Source organism: Bordetella genomosp. 13 (assembly GCF_007679965.1).
Taxonomy (GTDB): Bacteria; Pseudomonadota; Gammaproteobacteria; order Burkholderiales; family Burkholderiaceae_B; genus Bordetella.
On sequence record NZ_VEHL01000006.1, the window covers coordinates 95706 to 115360 of the forward strand.

Sequence of the window (19655 nt, forward strand, 5' to 3'; positions counted from 1 at the left end):
GGTTAGGTCAGCACGTAGTCGCGAGGCGCCAGCGGCTCGGGCAGCGGCTGCACGCCCAGGCCCTCGAGCAGGTCGATCTCGATGGTGCGCGCCATGGCCTGCAGCGGCAGGTCGTTCTCGGCCATGCCGAAAGGCTCTTCCAGTTCGTCGCCCAAGGCATCCAGCCCGAAGAAGGTGTAGGCCACGATCACAACGGCCAGCGGCGTCAGCAGGCCCAACGCCCCCACCAGCCCGAACGGCAGCAGCAGGCAGAACAGCCAGGCCGTGCGGTGCAGCAGCAGCGAATAGGCGAAAGGCGTGGGCGTGTTCTGGATGCGTTCGCAGGCGGCCTGCACGCCGGCGCACGCACCCAGGCGCGCCACCATGCCCTGGTAGACGACTTCGCCGATCACGCCGCGGCGCAGGCAATCGGCCAGGTCGGCATTGATGGCGCGCAGCAGCGCGTCGGGCAGGTTGCGCCGGCCGCTGCACGCGCTGACGTCGGACGCTTCGAGCCATGGCCGCGCGGCGGCCAATGCATCGGTGTCGCGCAGCCGCGCCGCCAGGGCGTGCGCATGGGCGATGAGGCGGCGCACCAGGCGTGCCTGCAATTCGGGCTCGGCGGGCGACAGCACCGCCGCGGACTCGCGTGCCAGGCTGCGCGCCTGCACGATCAGCTCGCCCCACTGGCGACGGCCTTCCCACCAGCGGTCGTAGCAGACGTTGTTGCGAAAGCCCAGGAACACCGACAGCGTCAGGCCGAACAGCGAGAACGGCACCGCGCCAAGGTGCCCCGGATCGAACGCGCCACGCGCATGCATCCATCCGACCGCGCACGACAGCACCAGGATGCATGCCAGCTTGGGCAGGATGACGGGGATGATCGATCCGCGGCTGACGAACAACAGGCCCAAAGCGGAGGGACGCGGACGGACGATCATGGTGGATGCAAAGTGGCGGTACGGCAGACGGTGCCAACCACTATACGCCTGTGCCCGCGCCATGACGCGCCGATATAATGGCGCACGCTTACGCCACCGCATCCCGTTCTCAATGACCTCCGACACCGCCAAACCGTGGTACGCCGTGCGCCGCTCCGAGCTGCATGGCAACGGCGTCTTCGCCGCCCGAAAGATTCCCGCCGGCACGCGCATCATCGAGTACGGCGGCCGGCGCATCACGCCGGAGGAAGCCGATCGCCGGCATCCCACCAATCCCGACGATCCGTTCCACACGTTCTTCTTCGCGATCAGCTCGGGCAAGGTCATCGACGGCGGCGACGAGGGCAACGACGCGCGCTGGATCAACCATGCCTGCGCGCCCAACTGCGAAGCGCAGGAAGGCTCAGGCGGCAAGCGCGTCTACATCGTCGCGCTGCGCGACATCAAGCGCGGCGAAGAGCTGTTCTACGACTACGGCCTGGTCATGGACGGCCGCATCACCAAGAAGTTGAAGGAAGGCTACCGCTGCCTGTGCGGCGCGCCCGAATGCCGCGGCACCATGCTGGCGCTGCCCGAGAAGAAGAAGAAAAAGCAGAAGGACGCGGACTGAGCCAGAGGCGTTTGCCGCTGCGCGCGGCCACTGGCCCACCCCGTAAGCTTCAAAGCAATCTGTCTAACGCCGGCCGCTATTGCCGCCCATGACAGGCGTACAATTTGTGCACGGTCGCAATCCAGCGGCCTGCAGTACGTCTTCAGGGCGGGGCGAAACTCCCCACCGGCGGTATGCCGCGCAATGCGGCGAGCCCGCGAGCGCCCGTGGTCTTCCGATCACGGGGTCAGCAGATCTGGTGCGATGCCAGGGCCGACGGTCACAGTCCGGATGAAAGAAGATGTGCCGGCACGCCATCCACGGCAAGGGCTACGTACGCCCATGCCGGTGCGGCGTACGGCTGTCCGCAGCCCTGAAACGTTTTTCGCCCCTTTTTTCGCGAGAGCGTTTCAATGTCCTCTACCGTTTCCTCTTCCGTCGTTTCCCCCCTGTACGCGCAGCCCTTCGCCATGCGGCTGGAGCGCGCCCTGCAGCACCTGCGCATCGGCCGACCCATCATCCTGATGGACGACGCCGACCGCGAGAACGAAGCCGACCTGATCGTCGCCGCCGACAAGCTGACCGTGCCCGTGATGGCGCAACTGATCCGCGACGGCAGCGGCATCGTGTGCCTGTGCCTGCCCGGCGACGTGCTCGACGCACTGGGCCTGCCGCCCATGGTCAGCAACAATGGCGCGCGCCACGGCACGGCGTTCACCGTGTCCATCGAGGCGCGCGAAGGCGTCAGCACCGGGGTGTCGGCGGTCGACCGCGTCACCACCATCCGCGCCGCCATCGCGCCGCAGGCGCGGCGCACCGACCTGGTCAGCCCGGGACACGTGTTCCCGCTGCGGGCCCAGCCGGGCGGCGTGCTGACGCGCCGCGGCCACACCGAGGGCTCGGTGGACCTGGCCGTGCTGGCCGGCCTGCCCGCCGCCGGCGTGCTGTGCGAACTGATGAATCCCGACGGCACGATGATGCGCGGCGCATCGCTGGAACGCTATGCGGCCACGCACGGACTGGTGGCGCTGCACATCGCCGAACTGGCGGACCACCTGCGCCAGCGCGCCGAGGCGGCGCAGGCGGCCGACGCGGTCGAGGCCATCGCGGCCTGACGCGGCATCAGGCGCGATCACGCGTGATCCCGTGGATCGCGCGGCCAAGCCTGTATTCATCGCAACAGTGGGTCGACCCGAGGCGCGCCGGCGTCGACCATTGCCGCGCGCGACCGTCGGGCCTGGGCCCTGGGCCCTGGGCCCTGGGCGCATCATGAACGCACGGGCCGAGCCTCGACGTCGATCCGGGGCTGCACCGACATGCCCACGCGCAGCCGCTCCAGGCCGGGCTGGTCCGGGTCCAGCGCGATGCGCACGGGCAGCCGCTGCACGATCTTGGTGAAGTTGCCGGTGGCATTGTGCGGCGCGATGGGTGCATAGCTGACGCCGCTGGCCGGTCCCAGGCTTTCCACCGATCCCGAGAACGCCATGCCCGGCAACGCATCCACCACGATGCTGACGTGCTGGCCCGCCTGTACGCGCGCCAGCTGCGTCTCGCGGAAGTTGGCTTCCACGTAGATCTGCTGCAAGGGCACCAGCGTGACGATGGGCTTGCCGATGGCCACGAAGCCGCCGACGCGCACGGTGCGCTCGCCCACCGTGCCGGCCACCGGGGCCACGATGCGCGTGCGCGACAGCTGCAATTCCGCCTGCGCCAGCGCCGCGGCGGCCGTCTGGCCGCTGGCTTGCGCCTTCAGCAGCGCGGCGCGCAGCGTATCCGTCCTGCGGGCCTCGGCCTGCACCGCCGCGTCCGTGCGGTCGCGCGCGGCCTGCCGGATGCGCAGCGTGGACTCGGCCTGCTGGCGCGCCTGCGCGGTGCCGGCGCCATCCTTGGCCAGGTTGCGGTAGCGCACCGCATCGGCGCGCGCCAAGGCCAGTTCGGCATCGCTGGCCGACAGCTCGGCGTGCTTCTGGCGGATGGTGGAGGCCTGCATCGCGATCTCGGCCTCCAGGCCCTGCACCGCGGCTGCGGTCTCGGCCACGCGCGCCTGCGCGATTTGCACCGCCAGCACGAAATCTCGGTCGTCGATGCGCGCCAGCAACTCGCCGGCCTGCACGGCCTGGTTGTCTCGCACCGCGACCTCGACGATCTGTCCCGCCACCTGTGGCGCCACCAGCGTCATGTCGGCCATGACGTAGGCGTCGTCGGTCGCCTGCGTCGAGGACAGGGAGGCGGGACGGTTCAGCACGTAGATGCCGCCCGCGACGCAGGCGGCCAGCACGCACACGCCTGCGATCTTGATGGACTTGGGAAGTGCCATGATCGTGTCTCTATGAAGAACGGGTTTGGATCTGCGGCGCCGGGATGTACTTCATGGCGAACACGCAGGGAATCAGCAACAGCGCCGCGGCGCCCAGCGCCAGATAGGCGTCCGCGATGGACAGCACCGCCGCCTGCTGGCGGACGGTGAGCGCCAGGCTCGCGGCATCCGCCGCATGCAGGCCGCGCCCCGAGACGCCCGCCAGCTGGTCCAGCAGCATCTCGGCATGGAAGCGCTCGCGCAGCTCGACCAGCCGGGTAACCGCGGCGGAACCGGCCAGCGAGGCCAGCGCGCGCAGCAGGTTCACGGTTCCGGACACATAGGCGCCCTCGGACGGCTGCACCACGCTGGTGGCCAGGAACAGCATCGACACCACCGCCATGGGTTGTCCCACGGCCTGCAGCATCTGCGGCACGAGGAACTCGCTCCACATCCATTCATGGGTGAGCCTGCTGCCCAGCAGGCAGGCGATCGCGATCAGCACCAGGCCCAGCGCCAGCGTGCAGCGGGCATCCACCCACTTGCGGTACAGCAGCAGGGACACGGCCGGCGCCAGCACCAGTTGCGGCAACCCGATCAGCAAGCCGATCGGCGCGGACTGCAGCGCCCGGTATTCCCATGCGCGCGCGAGGTGCGACACGGGCAGCAGCGAGCCCGACAGGAAGATCACCACCAGGCAGAAGAAGATGGAAAAACCCAGACCCAGGTTGCGGCGCTCAAGCAGCTGCAGCTTGATGAAGGGCGAGGGATGGTGCCATTCGGTCAGCAGGTACATGCCCATGCATGCCACACCGCAGGCCGCCGCGCAGGCGATCAGCGGCGAACGGAACCAGTCCAGCCGGCTGCCCTGATCCAGGGTCACGGCCACCAGGGCCAGGCCCAGCACGCCGAAGACCATGCCGAACCAGTTCGCGTCCTTGAAACGCCCGGGCTTGGGCGCATCCTGCGGAATGCCCCACGCCACCAGAGGCGCGGCCAGCAACGCGGCCGGTACGGCCTGCCAATACACCAGGCGCAGGTCGGACACCTGGTCGGTCCACAGGCCCGTCAGCCAGATCGATACGTTCGGCGAGAAGGTGGCCGTCATCGAATAAATGGCCAAGGCATACAGCCGCAGGCTAAGCGGCAGGAAGCGCAATGCCGCCATCATCAAGAGCGGTATCAGCGCGCCGCTGGCCACGCCCTGTATCGCGCGCAGCGCCATCAGCAGCGGCAGGTTCTGCACCCAAGGCAATAGGATGGCGATGGCGGCGATGACGGCCAGCACCAGCAGATGGAAGCGGCGCAACGACAGCGTGACGGCGAACCACGCCGCGAACGGCATGGCGATCAGCTCGCCTGCGCTGTAGGCGGTGTTGAGCCACGATGCCTCGTCGATGCCCACGCCCAGCCCACCGCGAAGGTCCGCCAGCGCCAGCGCGCCCACGCGGCTGTTGATGCCGGACATCATCGCGGCGATGAAGATGCCCAGCAGGCCGACGGCGAGACGAGGCCCGAAGGGAATGGCCTGTACAGGTGCTGCCTGCGCTGGCGCGGCGCCCGAGAGTGGAGCCGTGGCACTGTTCATGAAGAGGCCTTTCGTGCCTCGGTCGCCGACTGCGAAGCAGCATCGACCGCATCCGGATCCCACCCGCCGCCCAGCGCCTTGTACAGCGCCACCAGCGACGTGCCCACCGCCGTCGTGCTGTCGGACAGCGCCAGCTGGTCTTTCAGCAAGGCCTGCTGCGCGACCAGCACGCCCACGTAGTCGGCCACGCCGTTCTGGTACTGGCTCTGCGTGGCCGCGAAGGCCTCGCGCGAGCGCGCATAGGCCTCGACCAGCGCGTCGTGCTGCTGATATTGCGCGCCACGCGCGTTCAACGCATTGTCGATCTCGTGCCAGGCCTGCAGCACGGTCTTGCGGTACTGGATGGCGGCGGCCTGCTGGCTCGCCTTGGTCAACTCCAGCGTGCGCTTCAGGCGCCCGCCTTCGAAGATGGGCAGGTGAATGGACGGGCCGATCGAGAAATTGCGCGCGCCCCATGTTCCCAGGTCGCCGTCGTCCAGCGCCTGCAGGCCGATCGAGCCGCCCAGCGTGATGCGTGGATAGAAGTCCGCCTGGGCCGCCCCGATGTCGGCGGTGGCCGCATGCAGCGCCGCCTCGGCCTCGCGGATGTCGGGCCGGCGATGCGCCAGTTCCGACGGCAGGCCTACGTTGGCGTTGGGGGGCACGCGCGGCATCGCGCCCGTGGGCGCCAGCAAGGCATCCAACTGGCGCGGCGCCTGGCCGATGGACAGCGCCAGCGCATTCATCAGCTCGTGCTGGCGCTGCGACAGCTCGGGCAACAGCGCCTGCACCTTGGCCAACTGCGACTGCGCGGCCGCCAGATCGAAGCGCGTGGCCACGCCGTTGCGCTGCCGCGTCTGCACCAGCTGCACCATGTGCCGCGCCAGCGCCTCGTTCTGCCGAGCGATGTCCAGGCGCTGCTGCACGCCGCGCAGCACCAGGTAGTTGCGCGCGATCTCGGCGGCCAGCGACACACGGACCGCCTCTCGCTGGTACGCCTGCGCCTGCATTCGGGCCAGCGCGCCTTCTTTCAGGCGGCCCTGGCGGTTCCACAGGTCGATTTCCCAGCGGGCGTCGAAACCCGCCTGCCACAGGTCGGTCGGGTCGGTGGGCGCGCCCAGCGCAGCCATCGGGCCGTTTTCGCTCAGGCGCTGGCGCGTGTAGCTGGCGCCGGCATTGATCTGCGGATAGAGCCCCGCGACGGCGATGCCGTATCTTGCGCGGCTTTGCGCCAGGCGGGCGGAAGCGGCCTGCAGATCCAGGTTGCCGTCCCACACGCCTGCCAGCAGGCCATCCAGCACCGGATCGCCGAACAGCGTCCACCAGCGGCGCGGCACGGGGTCGGACGAGACGGCGGCCTGCGCGTGCAGGGTGTCCGGCCGCGGCGCCAGCCGGGCCGATTGCAAGGCATCTTCGGGCCGCTGGAAGTCGGGACCCACGGCGCAACCGGCCAGCATGGCGGTGGCCAGGGAGATCGTCAGCAGGGTCGAGGAGCGTTTGAACACGGGAATCACCTGATATGCAAACTGTACTGTACGGTACAGTTCATATGCTAGGTTGTACAATTTCCCATGTCAACAGGATTGAACTGAAAGGTACAGTTTTATGTCTACGCCTGACCACACCCCAGCCGCACGGCCCAATGCCAAGGCCGCCAAGGTTCTGGAAGCGGCCCGCGACGTCTTCCTGCAACATGGTTTCGCCGAGGCCACGTCCGACATGATCCAGCAGGCCGCCGGCGTCTCGAAGGCGACCATGTACGCGCACTTCGAGAACAAAGAGGCGCTGTTCGTCGCGGCCATCGAGCACCAGTGCGGCGAGGTCGTCGCCGAAATGCGCAAGACCGAGTTCGCCGCCGGCCCGATCCAGGCCATGCTTACCGAGATCGGCCGCACCTATCTGCTGCAGGCGCTGTCGCCGCGCGGGCTGGCCACGGTACGCGTGGTGGTGGCGGCGGCGCCGCGCTTTCCGGCGCTGGCGCGCACGTTTTTCGTGCTGGGCCCACGCACGGTGTGCGATCTGGTCGCCCGCCAGCTGACGCTGGCCATCGGACGTGGCGACATCGACCTGGGCACGGTAGGCCTGGATGTGGCTGCCAACCATTTCCTCAGCCTGGTGCGCGGCGAGGCCCAGCTGGAATGCCTGCTGCATCCGGACAGCCGGCCTTCGCAGGCACAGATCGAGAGTTGGACCACGTCGGCCGTGGAAACCTTCCTGCGCGCCTATGGCGTGGCGCGCCAGGCTTCGGGCAAGCGCGCCGCCAATCCAGAGGCGAAGACGGCGGCACGCAAACAGGCAGCCCGCCGCTAGCGCGCGCGGGCCATCTCCCGCAGGCATTGCGCCGCGTCACCCACCACGATGCGGGCGCTGCAGGCCAGCATCAGGTTCAGGTTCAGGCCGAAGTCCTCGACCGTATAGCCCTGCGCATCGACAGTGCGCGTGGGGTCGGCCGGATCGGCGCCCACGCCCACCTGTCGCAGCAGCGGTTCGGCCCGGTCTGTATAGCCCCACACCGGCTTGCCCAGCGCCACCGCATAGCCCACCTCGAACGCCGTGCCGGAATCCGGCTCGGCGCCGCGAAAGGGCGCCAGGTTGGCCATGACCACGTCGGCCTGGCGGATCAGCGCGGTGTTCTGGCGGTAGATCCAATCGGCCAGCGCGCGGCCCGACAGGCCCGCGGGCACGGCGTTGTCCAGCGGAAACAGGCCTTCGTGGCCATGCTGGCGGCACTGCGCCTTCAGGCGTTCGCCGTGCGCCACGGCATCGGCCAGGAACACGTCGAAGCCGGCCAGATAGATGCGCGCCATGGCGTTTACTCCTTGCTGCCGGGCACGACGAAGCCCGGGCCGGTTTCGAAGAACGAACCGCCGGCCACGTAGTGCAGCGAGCGGCGTTCGGGGCCGGAAAAATGCCAGCGGTTGCCGGAGAACGCCGCGGGATCGGCCCAGGCGGCCACCACCTCGCCGATGAAGAGGTCGTAGCGCTGCTCGTTGCGCGGCTCCGGCACCACCTTGCATTCCAGGCAGGCCAGGCTGCCTTGCACCAGCGGCGCGCCGACGCGGCTGGCGGACTGGGCCACCAAGCCGGCCGCCGCGAACTTGTCCTGGTCCGGCCGCGCGGAATGCGAGCCCACGTACATCACGGCCCCGGCCTGCTCGCGCGCCGGCACGCACAGCGTGAACTCGCCCGAGGCCTCGATGAGCGCGCGCGTTCGGGTACTCTTGTCGACCACCACCAGCATCCTGGGCGGATCGAAATCCAGCGGCATGGCCCACGCCGCGGCCATGACGTTCCGCTCGCCCGCGTGCGCGCTGGTCACCAGCACGGTGGGGCCGTGGTTCAGCAGCAGGTAGGCGCGCGGCAGGTCGACGGGCGCGAAGCCATACGCCGACACGCCTTCGTCGTCCTGGGGAAGGCTCATTGCGACGCGGCGCGGCGCGCCTGGTAGACCTGCAGATGGATATTGGCCACGGTCAGGTAGGGCACGTCCAGGCCCGCCGCCGCCGCGCGGCGCACCATCTCGCCCACCAGGTGATCGCCCTCGACCTGGCCGCCCTGGCTCAGGTCGCGGAACATCGAGGCGGTCAGGGACGAGGTCCGGTCGGTCTGCGTCTTCTGCACGGCCGCGTCGGCCTCCGGACGCACCGGATGGCCGTTGGCGGCCGCCACCGACTGGCATTCGCGCAGCAGCGCAAGCATGAAGGCCTCGCCGCCGTCGGACGACGCGATCTGGCCGACCGTGCCGCGCATGAGGCAGGTGGCCGCCGCCAGCGTGGTCAGGCCGACGTATTTCTCCCAGATGTCCTGGTAGATGTCTTCGCTCAGGCGGGCCTTGAACGAGACGCCGGCCAGCGCCGTCTCGATGGCCACGCAGCGCTCGCTGCGCGGCTCGCCGGTGCGTTCGCCGTAGATCAGGTTGGCATGCTTGCCCATGTGCACGATCTCGCCTTCGGGGCCCATGGTGGCCACGATCTGGCACAGGCCGCCCAGCACGCGATGCGCGCCGAAGGCCGCATCCAGCGCGTCGTACTGGCGCACGCCGTTCATGATGGGCAGCACGACGGTGTGTTCGCCAACGGCGGGGCAGATCGCCTCGATGGCGCTGTCCAGGTCGTAGGCCTTGCAGCTGAGCACCACCACGTCGTAGGGGCCGCCGACGTCGCCGGCCACGGCCAGCTTGGGAGCCAGCGTCGCATCGCCCATCGGACTCTTGATGCGCAGGCCGTCGCGGCGCAGCTTCTCGGCACGGGCTTCGCGCACCAGGAAGGTCACGTCCACGCCGGCTTCTGCCGCGCGCCCGCCGAAGTATCCACCGGTGCCGCCGGCGCCCAAGACCAACATCCGCATTGCATTCTCCGAGATAGCGCGGCCGCCTGCCGGGCCGCGCCCGCCATTATGCGCCGTAAGCGGCGGGCGTCATCTCCGGATGCGTGCGGGCGGCGCGCTCCCAGGCCTCGTAGCCGCCTGTCAGCGCCCAGATGTGGACGAAGCCCGCATCGCGCAGCCGCGCGGCCAAGCGGGCCGCCGAGATCTCGTTGGGGCACGAGCAATAGACCACGATGTGCTCGGGCACGCCGTCCAGCGGCAGATCGGCCAGCCGCACTTCTGTATCGGCCACCAGCGCGCCGGGAATGCGCGGCATGGTGTCAGACAGGCTCGGCCGCACGTCGATCACCACGGGCGCCAGGCCTTCGGACTGCCAGCGCACCAGTTCGTCGGCGGTGAGGCGCGGCACGCGCTTGAGCGTACGCACCAGCACCATGCGCCGGAATGCGCGCACGGCCACGTACACGGCCAGCGCCAGGGCGATCAGCAGCAGGCCGTAGAGGCCATAGCGGTCCAGCACGTCCAGGATGTCGTTGACCAGCTCCTGGAAGAGCGCGCCGGCCGCCACGCCCAGGCCCGCCCAGATCATCGAGCCGGCCAGGTCGTAGGCCAGGAAGCGCCGGTACGGTGTGCCGGTGAGGCCCGCCATGATGGTCGACAGCGCCCCCGCCCCCGGCAGGAACTTCGACACCAGCAACGAGCGCACGCCCACGCGCAGATACAGTTTCTGCGCCGTGCGGATGCAGGAGTCCTGCGACAGCGACACCTTGCACGCCAGGCCCAGCAGCCGGCCGCCGATACGCTGGCCGGCCACGTACCAGGCGGTGTCGGCCAGCGCGCAGGCCAGCGTCGCCAGGAACCAGGTGCCGACCAGCCCGCCCACGCCCTTGGCCAGCGCGCCGGCGGCCACCAGCATGGGGAAGGCAGGAATGGGCAGGCCGGCCTGTTCGACCAGCACGTTGAAGAAGACCAGCCAGCCGCCGTACTGCTGCAGCAGGGTTTGGATGTCTTGCATGCGTAGAAGGAGAAGCGCGTGGGGAGGCCCGCATTTTAGGCCTGCGCCACGCGCGACGACCACAAGCCCATGGAATGGAAACGGGTACGCGCACCACACATTGCACTTCATTGGTGCATTCCCGCCTGACCTTCGGGCATGGACAGGCGTATCATTCCCCGCCGCGGTGCGCCCGGCCTCGAATCGCGGCATCCCGCGCGGGCCGGCGGCACGCCCCGGATGGCATGCATATTGCTTTTCTCCGGCACGGGCCCCACGCCCGCATTTCCCTTGATCGTCCACTCTCGGAGCCCCCTTCCATGACTTCCCGGTTCTCCTCTTCCGTGTCCGGACCCGCCCGCCGCGCCCTGCTGAAGCTAGGTGCTGCGGCTGGCCTGGCCGCCGGCCTCGCCCTGACGGCCTCCACCGTGCACGCGCAGGCGGCGCCGGCCAAGGTCAAGGTGGCCGCGGTCTACACCGTGCCGGTCGAGCAGCAGTGGGTGTCGCGCATCCACAAGGCGCTGAACGCCGCGAAGGACCGCGGCGAGATCGACTACGCGTTCTCCGAGAACGTCAGCAACGCCGACTACGAGCGCGTGGTGCGGCAATACGCCGAGCAGGGCAACAAGTTCATCGTGGGCGAGGCCTTCGCCGTGGAATCGGCCGCGCGCAAGGTGGCCAAGGACTATCCCGGCACGGCCTTCCTGATGGGCTCGTCGGGCAAGCCGCAGGCGCCCAACTTCTCGGTGTTCGACAACTACATCCAGGAGCCGGCCTACCTCACCGGCATGATCGCCGGCGGCATGACCAAGACCCACCGCATCGGCCTGGTGGGCGGCTATCCCATTCCCGAGGTCAACCGCCTCATGCAGGCCTTCATGGCCGGCGCCAAGGAAGTCGACCCGCAGGTCGAGTTCACCGTCAGCTTCATCGGCTCGTGGTTCGATCCCCCGAAGGCCAAGGAAGCCGCCTTCGCCATGATCGACAAGGGCGCGGACGTGCTGTACGCCGAGCGCTTCGGCGTGTCGGACGCCGCGAAGGAACGCGGCAAGCTGGCCATCGGCAACGTGGTCAACACGCAGCAACAGTATCCCGAGACCGTGGTGGCCTCGGCCCTGTGGAACATGGAGCCCACCATCGAGCATGCACTGGGCCAGGTGAAGGCCGGCACGTTCAAGGCCGAGGACTACGGCCAGTACTCGCTGATGAAGTTCAAGGGCTCCGAGCTGGCGCCGCTGGGCACCTTCGAAGGCAAGGTGCCGGCCGAGCTGATGGCCAAGGTGGCCGCCAGGCAGAAGGCCATCCTGGACGGCAGTTTCGCAGTCAAGGTCGTGGACAGCGAACCCAAGTCGACCGCCAAATGACACAGCAGTCCGCCGCGCTGCGCCTGACGGGCATCACCAAGCGCTTCGGCAGCCTGACCGCCAACGACGACGTGTCGTTGACGCTGGCGCCGGGCCAGGTGCTGGCCCTGCTGGGCGAGAACGGCGCGGGCAAATCCACCTTAGTGTCCATCCTGTTCGGCCATTACGTGGCCGACTCGGGCAGCATCGAGATCTTCGGCCAGCCGCTGCCGCCGGGCCGGCCCGACGCGGCATTGGCCGCGGGCGTCGGCATGGTGCACCAGCACTTCACACTGGCCGACAACATGACGGTGCTGGACAACGTGATGGTGGGCACCGAATCGCTGTGGCGCATGGCCTCGGCGCGGCGCCAGGCGCGCGCCCGGCTGGCCGAGCTGGGCCAGCGCTTCGGCCTGTCGGTGTCGCCGGACGCGCGCGTCGGCACGCTGTCGGTGGGCGAGAAGCAGCGCGTCGAGATCCTGAAGGCGCTGTATCGCGGCGCGCGCGTGCTCATCCTGGACGAGCCCACCGCGGTGCTCACGCCGCAGGAATCGCAGGCGCTGTTCGCCACGCTGCGCGAGTTCGTGGCGCAGGGCCTGGCGGTGATCTTCATCTCGCACAAGCTGGACGAAGTCATGGCCGTGTCGCAGCGCGTGGCCGTGCTGCGCCAGGGCAGGCTGGTGGCCGAGCGCGACACCGCCGCGACCAGCGCCACCGAACTGGCCGAGCTGATGGTGGGCCGCAAGGTCGTGCTGCCGCACGCCGACGCGGCCACGCCCGCGCAGCAGGCCGCCCCCGTGATCACCCTGTCGCAGGTCGGCGTGCGCGAATCGCGCGATGCCGTGCCGCTGCTGCACCCGCTGGACCTGACCGTCCACGCGCACGAGATCGTCGCGGTGGCGGGCGTGGCGGGCAATGGCCAGCAGGCGCTGGTGTCGCTGCTGACGGGCCTGCGCCAGCCTTCCGAAGGCGCCATCCGCCTGGGTCCGGAACGCGCGCTGGCGCCGGCCTCGCCCGCGGGCTGGACGGTGGCGGGCGTGGGCCGCATTCCCGAGGACCGCCACCACGAAGGCGTGATCGGCGACAACCCCGTGTGGGAGAACGCCATCGTCGAAGACCTGCACGATCCGCGCTATGCGCGCTGGGGCCTGGTGCGCGCGCGCGCCGGCCGCGAGCATGCCAAGGAACTGGCGCGCCGCTTCGATGTACGCGCCGCCTCGCTGGACGTGCGCACGCGCAGCCTGTCGGGCGGCAACATGCAGAAGCTCGTGCTGGGCCGCGCGCTGCTGCGCGAGCCGCGCTTCATCGTGGCCGACCAGCCCACCTGGGGCCTGGACATCGGCGCGGTCGCCTACGTGCGCGAGCAGTTGCTGGCCGCCCGCGCGCGCGGGGCCGGCATCCTGCTGGTCTCGGAAGACCTGGAAGAGATATTCGCACTGGCCGACCGCATCGCCGTACTGTGCGGCGGCAGGCTGGTGGACGTGCGGCCCACGTCCCAATGGACGCCGGCCACGGTCGGCCTGGCCATGACGGGCACGCCCTCGAAGGAAAACACCCTGCAATGATGAAGTGGACCCTGGAACGCCGCGCCGACCCGAGCCGGTTGGCGCTGGCCATGGCGCCGCTGGTGGCGGTGGCCTGCACCCTGCTGGTGGGCATGCTGCTGGTGGCATGGGCGGGCGCCCCCGTCGGCCGGACCTATGCGCTGCTGTTCGACGGCGCCTTCGGCTCGCGCTTCGCGCTGTCCGAAACCCTGACGCGCGCCACGCCGCTGATGCTGACCGGCCTGGCCTGCGCCGTGGCCTTTCGCGCGCGGCTGTTCAACATCGGCGCCGAAGGCCAGCTGTACATGGGCGCGCTGGCGGCCGTGGCGGTGGGCGGCATGCATGGCGGCGCCGCCTTCGACCTGCCCACGCCCGTGCTGTTCGCCGGCATGATGCTGGCGGCCGCGCTGGCCGGCGCCGTGCTGCTGCTGGTGCCCGCGCTGCTGAAATCGCGCTTCGGCGTCGATGAAGTGGTGACCACGCTGCTGGGCAACTTCATCGTGCTGCTGTTCGTGTCGATGATGCTGGACGGCCCCATGAAAGACCCCATGGCCATGGGCTGGCCCCAATCGGTGGCGCTGGACGGCAGCCTCGAACTGGGCAAGCTGATCGAGCGCACGCGCGCCCACACGGGCCTGCTGTGGGCCATCGGCCTGGCCGTCGGCCTGTGGCTGGTCAACCGCTATACCGTGTTCGGCTTCCAGATGCGCTCGGTGGGCGCCAACGCGCACGCCTCGCGCTTCCTGGGCCTGCCGGTGCAGCGCGTGATGCTGTGCACCGCCATGCTGTCGGGCGCGCTGGCCGGGCTGGCCGGCGCCATCGAAGTGGCGGGCCGCACCAGCTACGTCACGCTCGACATGTCGCCCGGCTATGGCTACACCGGTGTGGTGGTCGCCATGCTGGCGGGCCTGCATCCCATCGGCGTGGTGGCGGCCAGCGTGTTCGTGGCCGGCATGCTGGTGGGCGCCGACAGCATGAGCCGCGCCGTGGCCGTGCCCAACTACATCGCCGACGTCATCGTCGCCGTCGCGCTGCTGGCCATGCTGGTGGCGACGCTGTTCGCGCAGTACCGCGTGCGCCGCGTACGCTGAGGAATACGAGATGGAATGGATAGACCTGCTGGGCTCCGCGCCGTTCTGGGTGGCCGTGCTGCGCCTGGCCACGCCGCTGATCCTGGGCACGCTGGGCGTGCTGCTGTGCGAACGCGCCGGCGTGCTGAACCTGGGCATCGAGGGCATCATGGTGGCCGGCGCCTTCAGCGGCTGGCTGGTGGTGTACCTGGGCGCGCCGCTGTACGTGGGCCTGCTGGCCGCGGCCGCCGCGGGCGCGGTGTTCGGCCTGCTGCACGCGGGCCTCACCGTGGGGCTCGGGCTGTCGCAGCACGTGTCGGGGCTGGGCGTCACCATGCTGGCCACCAGCCTCAGCTACTTCGCCTACCGCGTCACGTTTCCCAGCGTGAACACGCCGCCCACCATCCAGCCCTACGCCGAGATGAAGTTCCTGGCGGGCATCCCGCTGATCGGGCCCACGCTGGCAGGCCAGACGCCCATGACGCTGATCGCGCTGGCCGCCGTGCCGCTGGTGGCCTGGGTGCTGAACCGCACGCCGCTGGGCCTGGCCATCCGCATGGTGGGCGAGAATCCCGCCGCGGCCGAGGGCCAGGGCCTGTCCGTCGTGCGGCTGCGCACCGGCGCCATCGTGGCGGGCTCGGCGCTGATGGGCCTGGCCGGCAGCTTCCTCACGCTGGCCGCCTTCAACGCCTTCTTCTTCAACATGGTCAACGGCCGCGGCTGGATCTGCGTGGCGCTGGTGGTGTTCGCCTCGTGGCGGCCCGGCAAGGCGCTGCTGGGCGCGCTGGTGTTCGCCTTCTTCGACGCGCTGCAGCTGCGTCTGCAGCAGGGCGCCACGTCGCTGCCCGGCCTGCCCGAGCTGCCGTATCAGGTCTACCTGATGCTGCCTTATATTCTTTCCATCCTCGCCCTGGTGGTGATGGCGCGCCGCGCCGCCTACCCGCAGGCGCTGATGAAGCCCTATCGCAAGGGCGAACGCTGATCGAGGTTCACGCTTCATGTTCGATTTATTGATCACCCGCTGTACGTTGCCCGATGGGCGCGGCCCCGTCGACGTCGGCGTCGCCAATGGCCGCATCGCCGCCATCGAGCCCTCGCTACAGGGCCCCGCCGGCCAGACGGTCGACGCCGCCGGCCAGCTGCTGACGCAGCCTTTCGTCGACGCGCACTTCCACATGGACTCGACGCTGTCGTACGGCCAACCGCGCGTGAACCAGTCCGGCACGCTGCTGGAAGGCATCGCGCTGTGGGGCGAACTGAAGCCGCTGCTGACGCAGGACGCTCTGGTGGAGCGCGCGCTGGCCTATTGCGACTGGGCCGTGGGCCGCGGCCTGCTGGCCATCCGCTCGCACGTGGACGTGTGCGATCCGCGCCTGCTGGCCGTGGAAGCGCTGCTGCACGTGCGCGAGCGCGTGAAGCCCTACCTGGACCTGCAACTGGTCGCCTTCCCGCAGGACGGCGTGCTGCGCTCGCCCGGCGCGCTGGAGAACCTGAAGCGGGCACTGGACATGGGCGTGGACGTGGTGGGCGGCATCCCGCACTTCGAGCGCACCATGGCCGACGGCGCGGAGTCCGTGCGCATCCTGTGCGAACTGGCCGCGGAACGCGGCCTGCGCGTGGACATGCACTGCGACGAGACCGACGACCCCATGTCGCGCCACATCGAGTCGCTGGCCTTCCAGGCGCAGCGCCTGGGGCTGCAGGGCCGCGTCACGGGCTCGCACCTGACGTCCATGCATTCCATGGACAACTACTACGTGTCCAAGCTGATCCCGCTGATCCGCGAGGCCGGCGTGGCCGCCATCGCCAACCCGCTGATCAACATCACCATCCAGGGCCGCCACGACACGTATCCCAAGCGGCGCGGCATGACCCGCGTGCCCGAACTGCTGGCGGCCGGCGTGCCGGTGGCATTCGGCCACGACTGCGTGATGGACCCCTGGTACAGCCTGGGCTCGGGCGACATGCTGGAAGTCGCGCACATGGGCCTGCACGTGGCGCAGATGACGGGCCGCGATGCGATGCACGCCTGTTTCCAGGCGGTGACGTCCACGCCGGCCGCGATCCTGGGCCTCGACGAGACCGGACTGGAAGTGGGCAAGCGCGCCGACATGGTGCTGCTGCAGGCCAGCGATCCGGTGGAAGCGGTGCGCCTGGGCGCCACGCGGCTGAAGGTGTGGCGTGGCGGGAAACTGATCGCCGAGACGCCGCCGGCCACCGCCACGCTGCATCTGGAAGGGCGGCCTGGGCAGGTGGATTACCGGATGGGCCGGCCTGGATAGGGTGCGCCCGGCTTAGGGCGACGGCGTAGCACCCGCCTGATGCGTGCGGCATACCGGGAAATCTTCGAGAAAAACTCACGCGACTCGAAAAATACTCATTTTTCGATAATTTTCTCTAGTTTTCCCAAAAAAAACTCATTTTTGATCATCATCAGAGACGGTACTGGTCGTTGAATGACCAAAGGCCTGCTGGACGACGGCTTCGATCCTGTCCAGGACGTCGGCGGGAAGATGGCTGTATTGCTTACGACGATGGCCAGAGAGTCGGCCATGCTGGGACTGCGCCATGCGAATGAGAGCAGACAGGTCTTTTCGCGGCAGGTCGAACTCTTGGTCCAATTGAGCGAAGGCCTGATCGTATCCCGCCAGCCAGGCCAATTCGCTGGGGATTTCCTCTTCCACGGCATGACGGATCATGCGGTGAAGGAATGCCACTTCATTGCTCGCATCGAAGAAGCGGTAAGCACTGCTTCCGGGATGGGCGCGGATGATCGGGTCTGGCTCCGCGCGAATGTAGTCCCACATCCGGGTCACCGGTTGCGAGAAGCCTTGCAGGACGCCCAGGTAGTCAGGAATGTGCTTCTGGATGACAGCTGAAACGGGCACCACCGTGGCGCCGGGCAGCAATCCGGAATGCGCCAGTACATGATGGATGAAGAAGCGATGCAGCCTCCCGTTGCCATCCAGAAACGGGTGCAGGTACACGAAACCGAACGAAGCGATCGCGGCCTTCACGAGCACGTCGGTACAACGTGTGCGGTCATTGACGAATGCTTCCCAGCCCCGCATGGCACGGGCCAACTCATCCTGCGGGACCGGGAAAAAAGTGATCCGCCCGGTCGAGTCCTCCAACCAGTTCTGCTTCAAGCGGTAAGACGCCTCCTGGCTGTAGACGTCGCGCACGACCGTGTTCTGCAGATTCACTAGCCAGTCTTCATCGACCCGTACCGCCTCGCCGGCCCGGCGGAGCAATTGCACGAACCGCTCTTGCTTGTCCGAGCTGGGGGATTCGTGCTCGATGGCAAAACTGCTTCGCGTTTCCGACAGATAGAGATAACTGAGCGCACGCTCATATAGCGCGGGGTCGGCGACGGAAGCAAGCGTCGATCGTGCGGACTCGAGCAATTCCGGCAAGGACGGCCCGTGAGCCAAAACCCGGCGATGCACGACAGGAGAAAAATCTGCCGTGCCCAGCGCGTTGTTGTTGACACGGAATTTTCGATCCCGCACGGACTGCTGTGCAGTGACGTACTCGTCCTCGGGAAAAAGTGCGACATATCCCGCAGTGGGAGAAGCCTCGACGGGCATGACGTTACCGGTCAACCACTCCCATAGGTGACACGCCCTTCTCAAACTCGCGCTGTTCGGTGATTCCCGCAAACGACTGGCCAACTGAGCGGCTTCGGACCATTGCGCGAAAAGAACGTCGATCACTTCGAGATTCACGCCTTCGTGACGCAAGGCGAAGTCGAGGTGTCCGGCAACCGAATCCTCGATCACGACACCTCTTGGAAAAACGATCTGATCGACCGACTCCATCTTTCGATTGACGGACCCGCTGATGAGGGCACGCCTGTCCAAGGGGCGAACCCGGAGCCCGAGACGCTCAATCAGTTGTGCGTAGCCCACGGTTGTCATGAAGGACTCGAAATTTTGTCAGAGTTATCGAATTTTTCTCATTCTAGGGACGAAATTCGACCAAGACTCGAAATTTACTCATTTTTGGTGCACTCGGGCACGCAAACGCTCCGCCGCATGCGCTCCCGCCTCGCTCATCGCCGCCTCGGTCGCTTCCACGAAAGCCTCCGACAGCGCCGCGTGCGGCGTCTGGGTCGCCCAGATCACGCCCATGCGGCGCACCGGCGCCGTGCCCGGCAGGGGCACGCGCGCGATGCCGATGCTGTCCAGCCACTCCGGCGCCCAGTCGGGCACCAGCGACACGCCCAGGCCTTCGCGCACCATGCTGGCAATCGCCATCAATCCGTCGATCTCCAGGCGCTCGTGCGGCCGGATGCCGTGCTGGCGCAGGTAGCGGTCGGCCATGCGCCCGCCCCACGCCGCGCGGTCGTAGCGGATGAAGGGCTGCCCGGCCATCAGCTGGTGCGCGTCGTCCGTGGCGACGTCGGGATGCGCCAGCACCACCAGCGGCTCTTCGGCGATGGTGCGCCATCCATAGCCCTTGGGCAGCGCGAACTGCGGCTGCACGATGAAGGCGACGTCCACGTGTCCGCCGATGGTGCGGTGATACAGGTGGCTGGACGTGCCGGGCTCGACATACACGCTGAGCGAGGGATAGCGGCGATAGAGCCGCGTCAGCACGGGCGGCATCACGCCGGTCAGCGCCGACACCGACACGCCCACGCGCAGTTCGCCCAGCGGCGCGTCGTCGCCGGCGCTGGCCCGCAGGTCGCGCACGTCGCGCAGCACCAGGCGGGCGCGCTCCAGCATGCGCAGGCCGGCCTCGGTCGGTTTCACGTGGCGACCCGCGCGCCGCACCAGCGTCGTGCCCAGTTCCTGCTCCAGCGCGCGCACGCGCGCGGCGATGGCGGCCGGCGTCAGGTCCAGCCGGCGCGCGGCCTCGGCCAGCGATCCGGCCTCGACCACCGACACGAAACTCTGCAGGAACTGCGTGTCCATGGATGTCCACTCCGTGCGGGCGTACCCGCCGCATTGCGGCGAGACCCCAATAATTCTATGTTCTGAAAGCTGTACAAACAGCTTTTC

18 protein-coding genes and 1 riboswitch are annotated in these 19655 nt (G+C 68.6%); of the genes, 8 read left to right on the top strand and 10 right to left on the bottom strand.

Going from position 1 to position 19655, the window contains the following annotated elements:
• Window positions 1-2 precede the first annotated feature (2 nt).
• Complete coding sequence (locus FS845_RS15660) at window positions 3-920, bottom strand: bestrophin family protein (RefSeq protein ID WP_144636939.1); 918 nt, start codon at window positions 918-920, stop codon at window positions 3-5.
• 112 nt (window positions 921-1032) lie between these two features.
• On the opposite strand from FS845_RS15660, the gene FS845_RS15665 reads away from it, so the two are divergent.
• The gene (locus tag FS845_RS15665) at window positions 1033-1530 is read left to right on the top strand and encodes an SET domain-containing protein (protein WP_144636941.1); all 498 of its coding nucleotides are present in this window, start codon (window positions 1033-1035) and stop codon (window positions 1528-1530) included.
• Window positions 1531-1664: 134 nt separating this feature from the next.
• Window positions 1665-1816, top strand: a riboswitch (FMN riboswitch).
• Window positions 1817-1922: 106 nt separating this feature from the next.
• Window positions 1923-2624, top strand: coding sequence for a 3,4-dihydroxy-2-butanone-4-phosphate synthase (gene ribB / locus FS845_RS15670; protein WP_144636943.1), 702 nt, complete (start codon window positions 1923-1925; stop codon window positions 2622-2624).
• Between the two features lie 152 nt (window positions 2625-2776).
• On the opposite strand, the gene FS845_RS15675 is transcribed toward ribB, so the two are convergent.
• From FS845_RS15675 to FS845_RS15685, 3 genes are read right to left on the bottom strand one after another with little or no spacing between them, the layout of a single operon-like run.
• On the bottom strand, window positions 2777-3826 hold the full coding sequence (locus tag FS845_RS15675) for an HlyD family secretion protein (RefSeq protein ID WP_144636945.1): 1050 nt from the start codon (window positions 3824-3826) through the stop codon (window positions 2777-2779).
• Window positions 3827-3836: 10 nt separating this feature from the next.
• Window positions 3837-5393: an MFS transporter gene (locus FS845_RS15680; RefSeq protein WP_144636947.1), complete on the bottom strand. Its 1557-nt coding sequence runs from the start codon at window positions 5391-5393 to the stop codon at window positions 3837-3839.
• Window positions 5390-6877 (bottom strand): efflux transporter outer membrane subunit, encoded by a 1488-nt coding sequence (locus FS845_RS15685; protein ID WP_313960322.1) that lies wholly within the window; start codon window positions 6875-6877, stop codon window positions 5390-5392. The genes FS845_RS15680 and FS845_RS15685 overlap by 4 nt, the downstream gene beginning before the upstream one ends.
• Before the next feature lie 100 nt (window positions 6878-6977).
• Between FS845_RS15685 and FS845_RS15690 the strand changes: the two genes are divergently transcribed.
• Window positions 6978-7682 (top strand): TetR/AcrR family transcriptional regulator, encoded by a 705-nt coding sequence (locus tag FS845_RS15690; RefSeq protein ID WP_144636949.1) that lies wholly within the window; start codon window positions 6978-6980, stop codon window positions 7680-7682.
• Here FS845_RS15690 and FS845_RS15695 read toward each other — a convergent pair.
• Genes FS845_RS15695 through FS845_RS15710 form a run of 4 tightly spaced genes read right to left on the bottom strand, consistent with a single transcriptional unit; the run spans window position 7679 to window position 10713 of the window.
• Window positions 7679-8179, bottom strand: a complete 501-nt coding sequence (locus FS845_RS15695) for a nucleoside 2-deoxyribosyltransferase (RefSeq protein ID WP_144636951.1) — start codon at window positions 8177-8179, stop codon at window positions 7679-7681. The two genes, FS845_RS15690 and FS845_RS15695, sit on opposite strands and share 4 nt — an antisense overlap.
• Window positions 8180-8184: 5 nt before the next feature.
• Window positions 8185-8793 (bottom strand): flavin reductase family protein, encoded by a 609-nt coding sequence (locus tag FS845_RS15700; RefSeq protein ID WP_144636953.1) that lies wholly within the window; start codon window positions 8791-8793, stop codon window positions 8185-8187.
• Window positions 8790-9719 carry a 2-dehydropantoate 2-reductase gene (gene panE / locus FS845_RS15705; protein WP_144636955.1) on the bottom strand — a complete coding sequence of 310 codons (930 nt, stop codon included), beginning with the start codon at window positions 9717-9719 and terminating at the stop codon, window positions 8790-8792. The genes FS845_RS15700 and panE overlap by 4 nt, the downstream gene beginning before the upstream one ends.
• A 46-nt stretch (window positions 9720-9765) precedes the next feature.
• Window positions 9766-10713 (bottom strand): VTT domain-containing protein, encoded by a 948-nt coding sequence (locus FS845_RS15710; protein WP_144636957.1) that lies wholly within the window; start codon window positions 10711-10713, stop codon window positions 9766-9768.
• A 299-nt stretch (window positions 10714-11012) separates the two neighbouring features.
• On the opposite strand from FS845_RS15710, the gene FS845_RS15715 reads away from it, so the two are divergent.
• From FS845_RS15715 to FS845_RS15735, 5 genes are read left to right on the top strand one after another with little or no spacing between them, the layout of a single operon-like run.
• Window positions 11013-12056: a BMP family protein gene (locus tag FS845_RS15715; protein ID WP_144636959.1), complete on the top strand. Its 1044-nt coding sequence runs from the start codon at window positions 11013-11015 to the stop codon at window positions 12054-12056.
• On the top strand, window positions 12053-13600 hold the full coding sequence (locus FS845_RS15720) for an ABC transporter ATP-binding protein (protein WP_144636961.1): 1548 nt from the start codon (window positions 12053-12055) through the stop codon (window positions 13598-13600). The genes FS845_RS15715 and FS845_RS15720 overlap by 4 nt, the downstream gene beginning before the upstream one ends.
• On the top strand, window positions 13600-14670 hold the full coding sequence (locus FS845_RS15725) for an ABC transporter permease (protein WP_144637372.1): 1071 nt from the start codon (window positions 13600-13602) through the stop codon (window positions 14668-14670). Before FS845_RS15720 ends, FS845_RS15725 begins: the two co-directional genes overlap by 1 nt.
• A gap of 10 nt (window positions 14671-14680) precedes the next feature.
• The gene (locus tag FS845_RS15730) at window positions 14681-15631 is read left to right on the top strand and encodes an ABC transporter permease (RefSeq protein ID WP_144636963.1); all 951 of its coding nucleotides are present in this window, start codon (window positions 14681-14683) and stop codon (window positions 15629-15631) included.
• A 16-nt stretch (window positions 15632-15647) separates the two neighbouring features.
• Window positions 15648-16931 (top strand): amidohydrolase family protein, encoded by a 1284-nt coding sequence (locus FS845_RS15735; protein WP_144636965.1) that lies wholly within the window; start codon window positions 15648-15650, stop codon window positions 16929-16931.
• 135 nt (window positions 16932-17066) lie between these two features.
• On the opposite strand, the gene FS845_RS15740 is transcribed toward FS845_RS15735, so the two are convergent.
• Together FS845_RS15740 and FS845_RS15745 are read right to left on the bottom strand one after the other, a co-directional pair.
• Window positions 17067-18569, bottom strand: a complete 1503-nt coding sequence (locus FS845_RS15740) for a Fic family protein (RefSeq protein ID WP_144636967.1) — start codon at window positions 18567-18569, stop codon at window positions 17067-17069.
• Window positions 18570-18647: 78 nt separating this feature from the next.
• Window positions 18648-19568 (bottom strand): LysR family transcriptional regulator, encoded by a 921-nt coding sequence (locus FS845_RS15745; protein ID WP_144636969.1) that lies wholly within the window; start codon window positions 19566-19568, stop codon window positions 18648-18650.
• Window positions 19569-19655 lie beyond the last annotated feature (87 nt).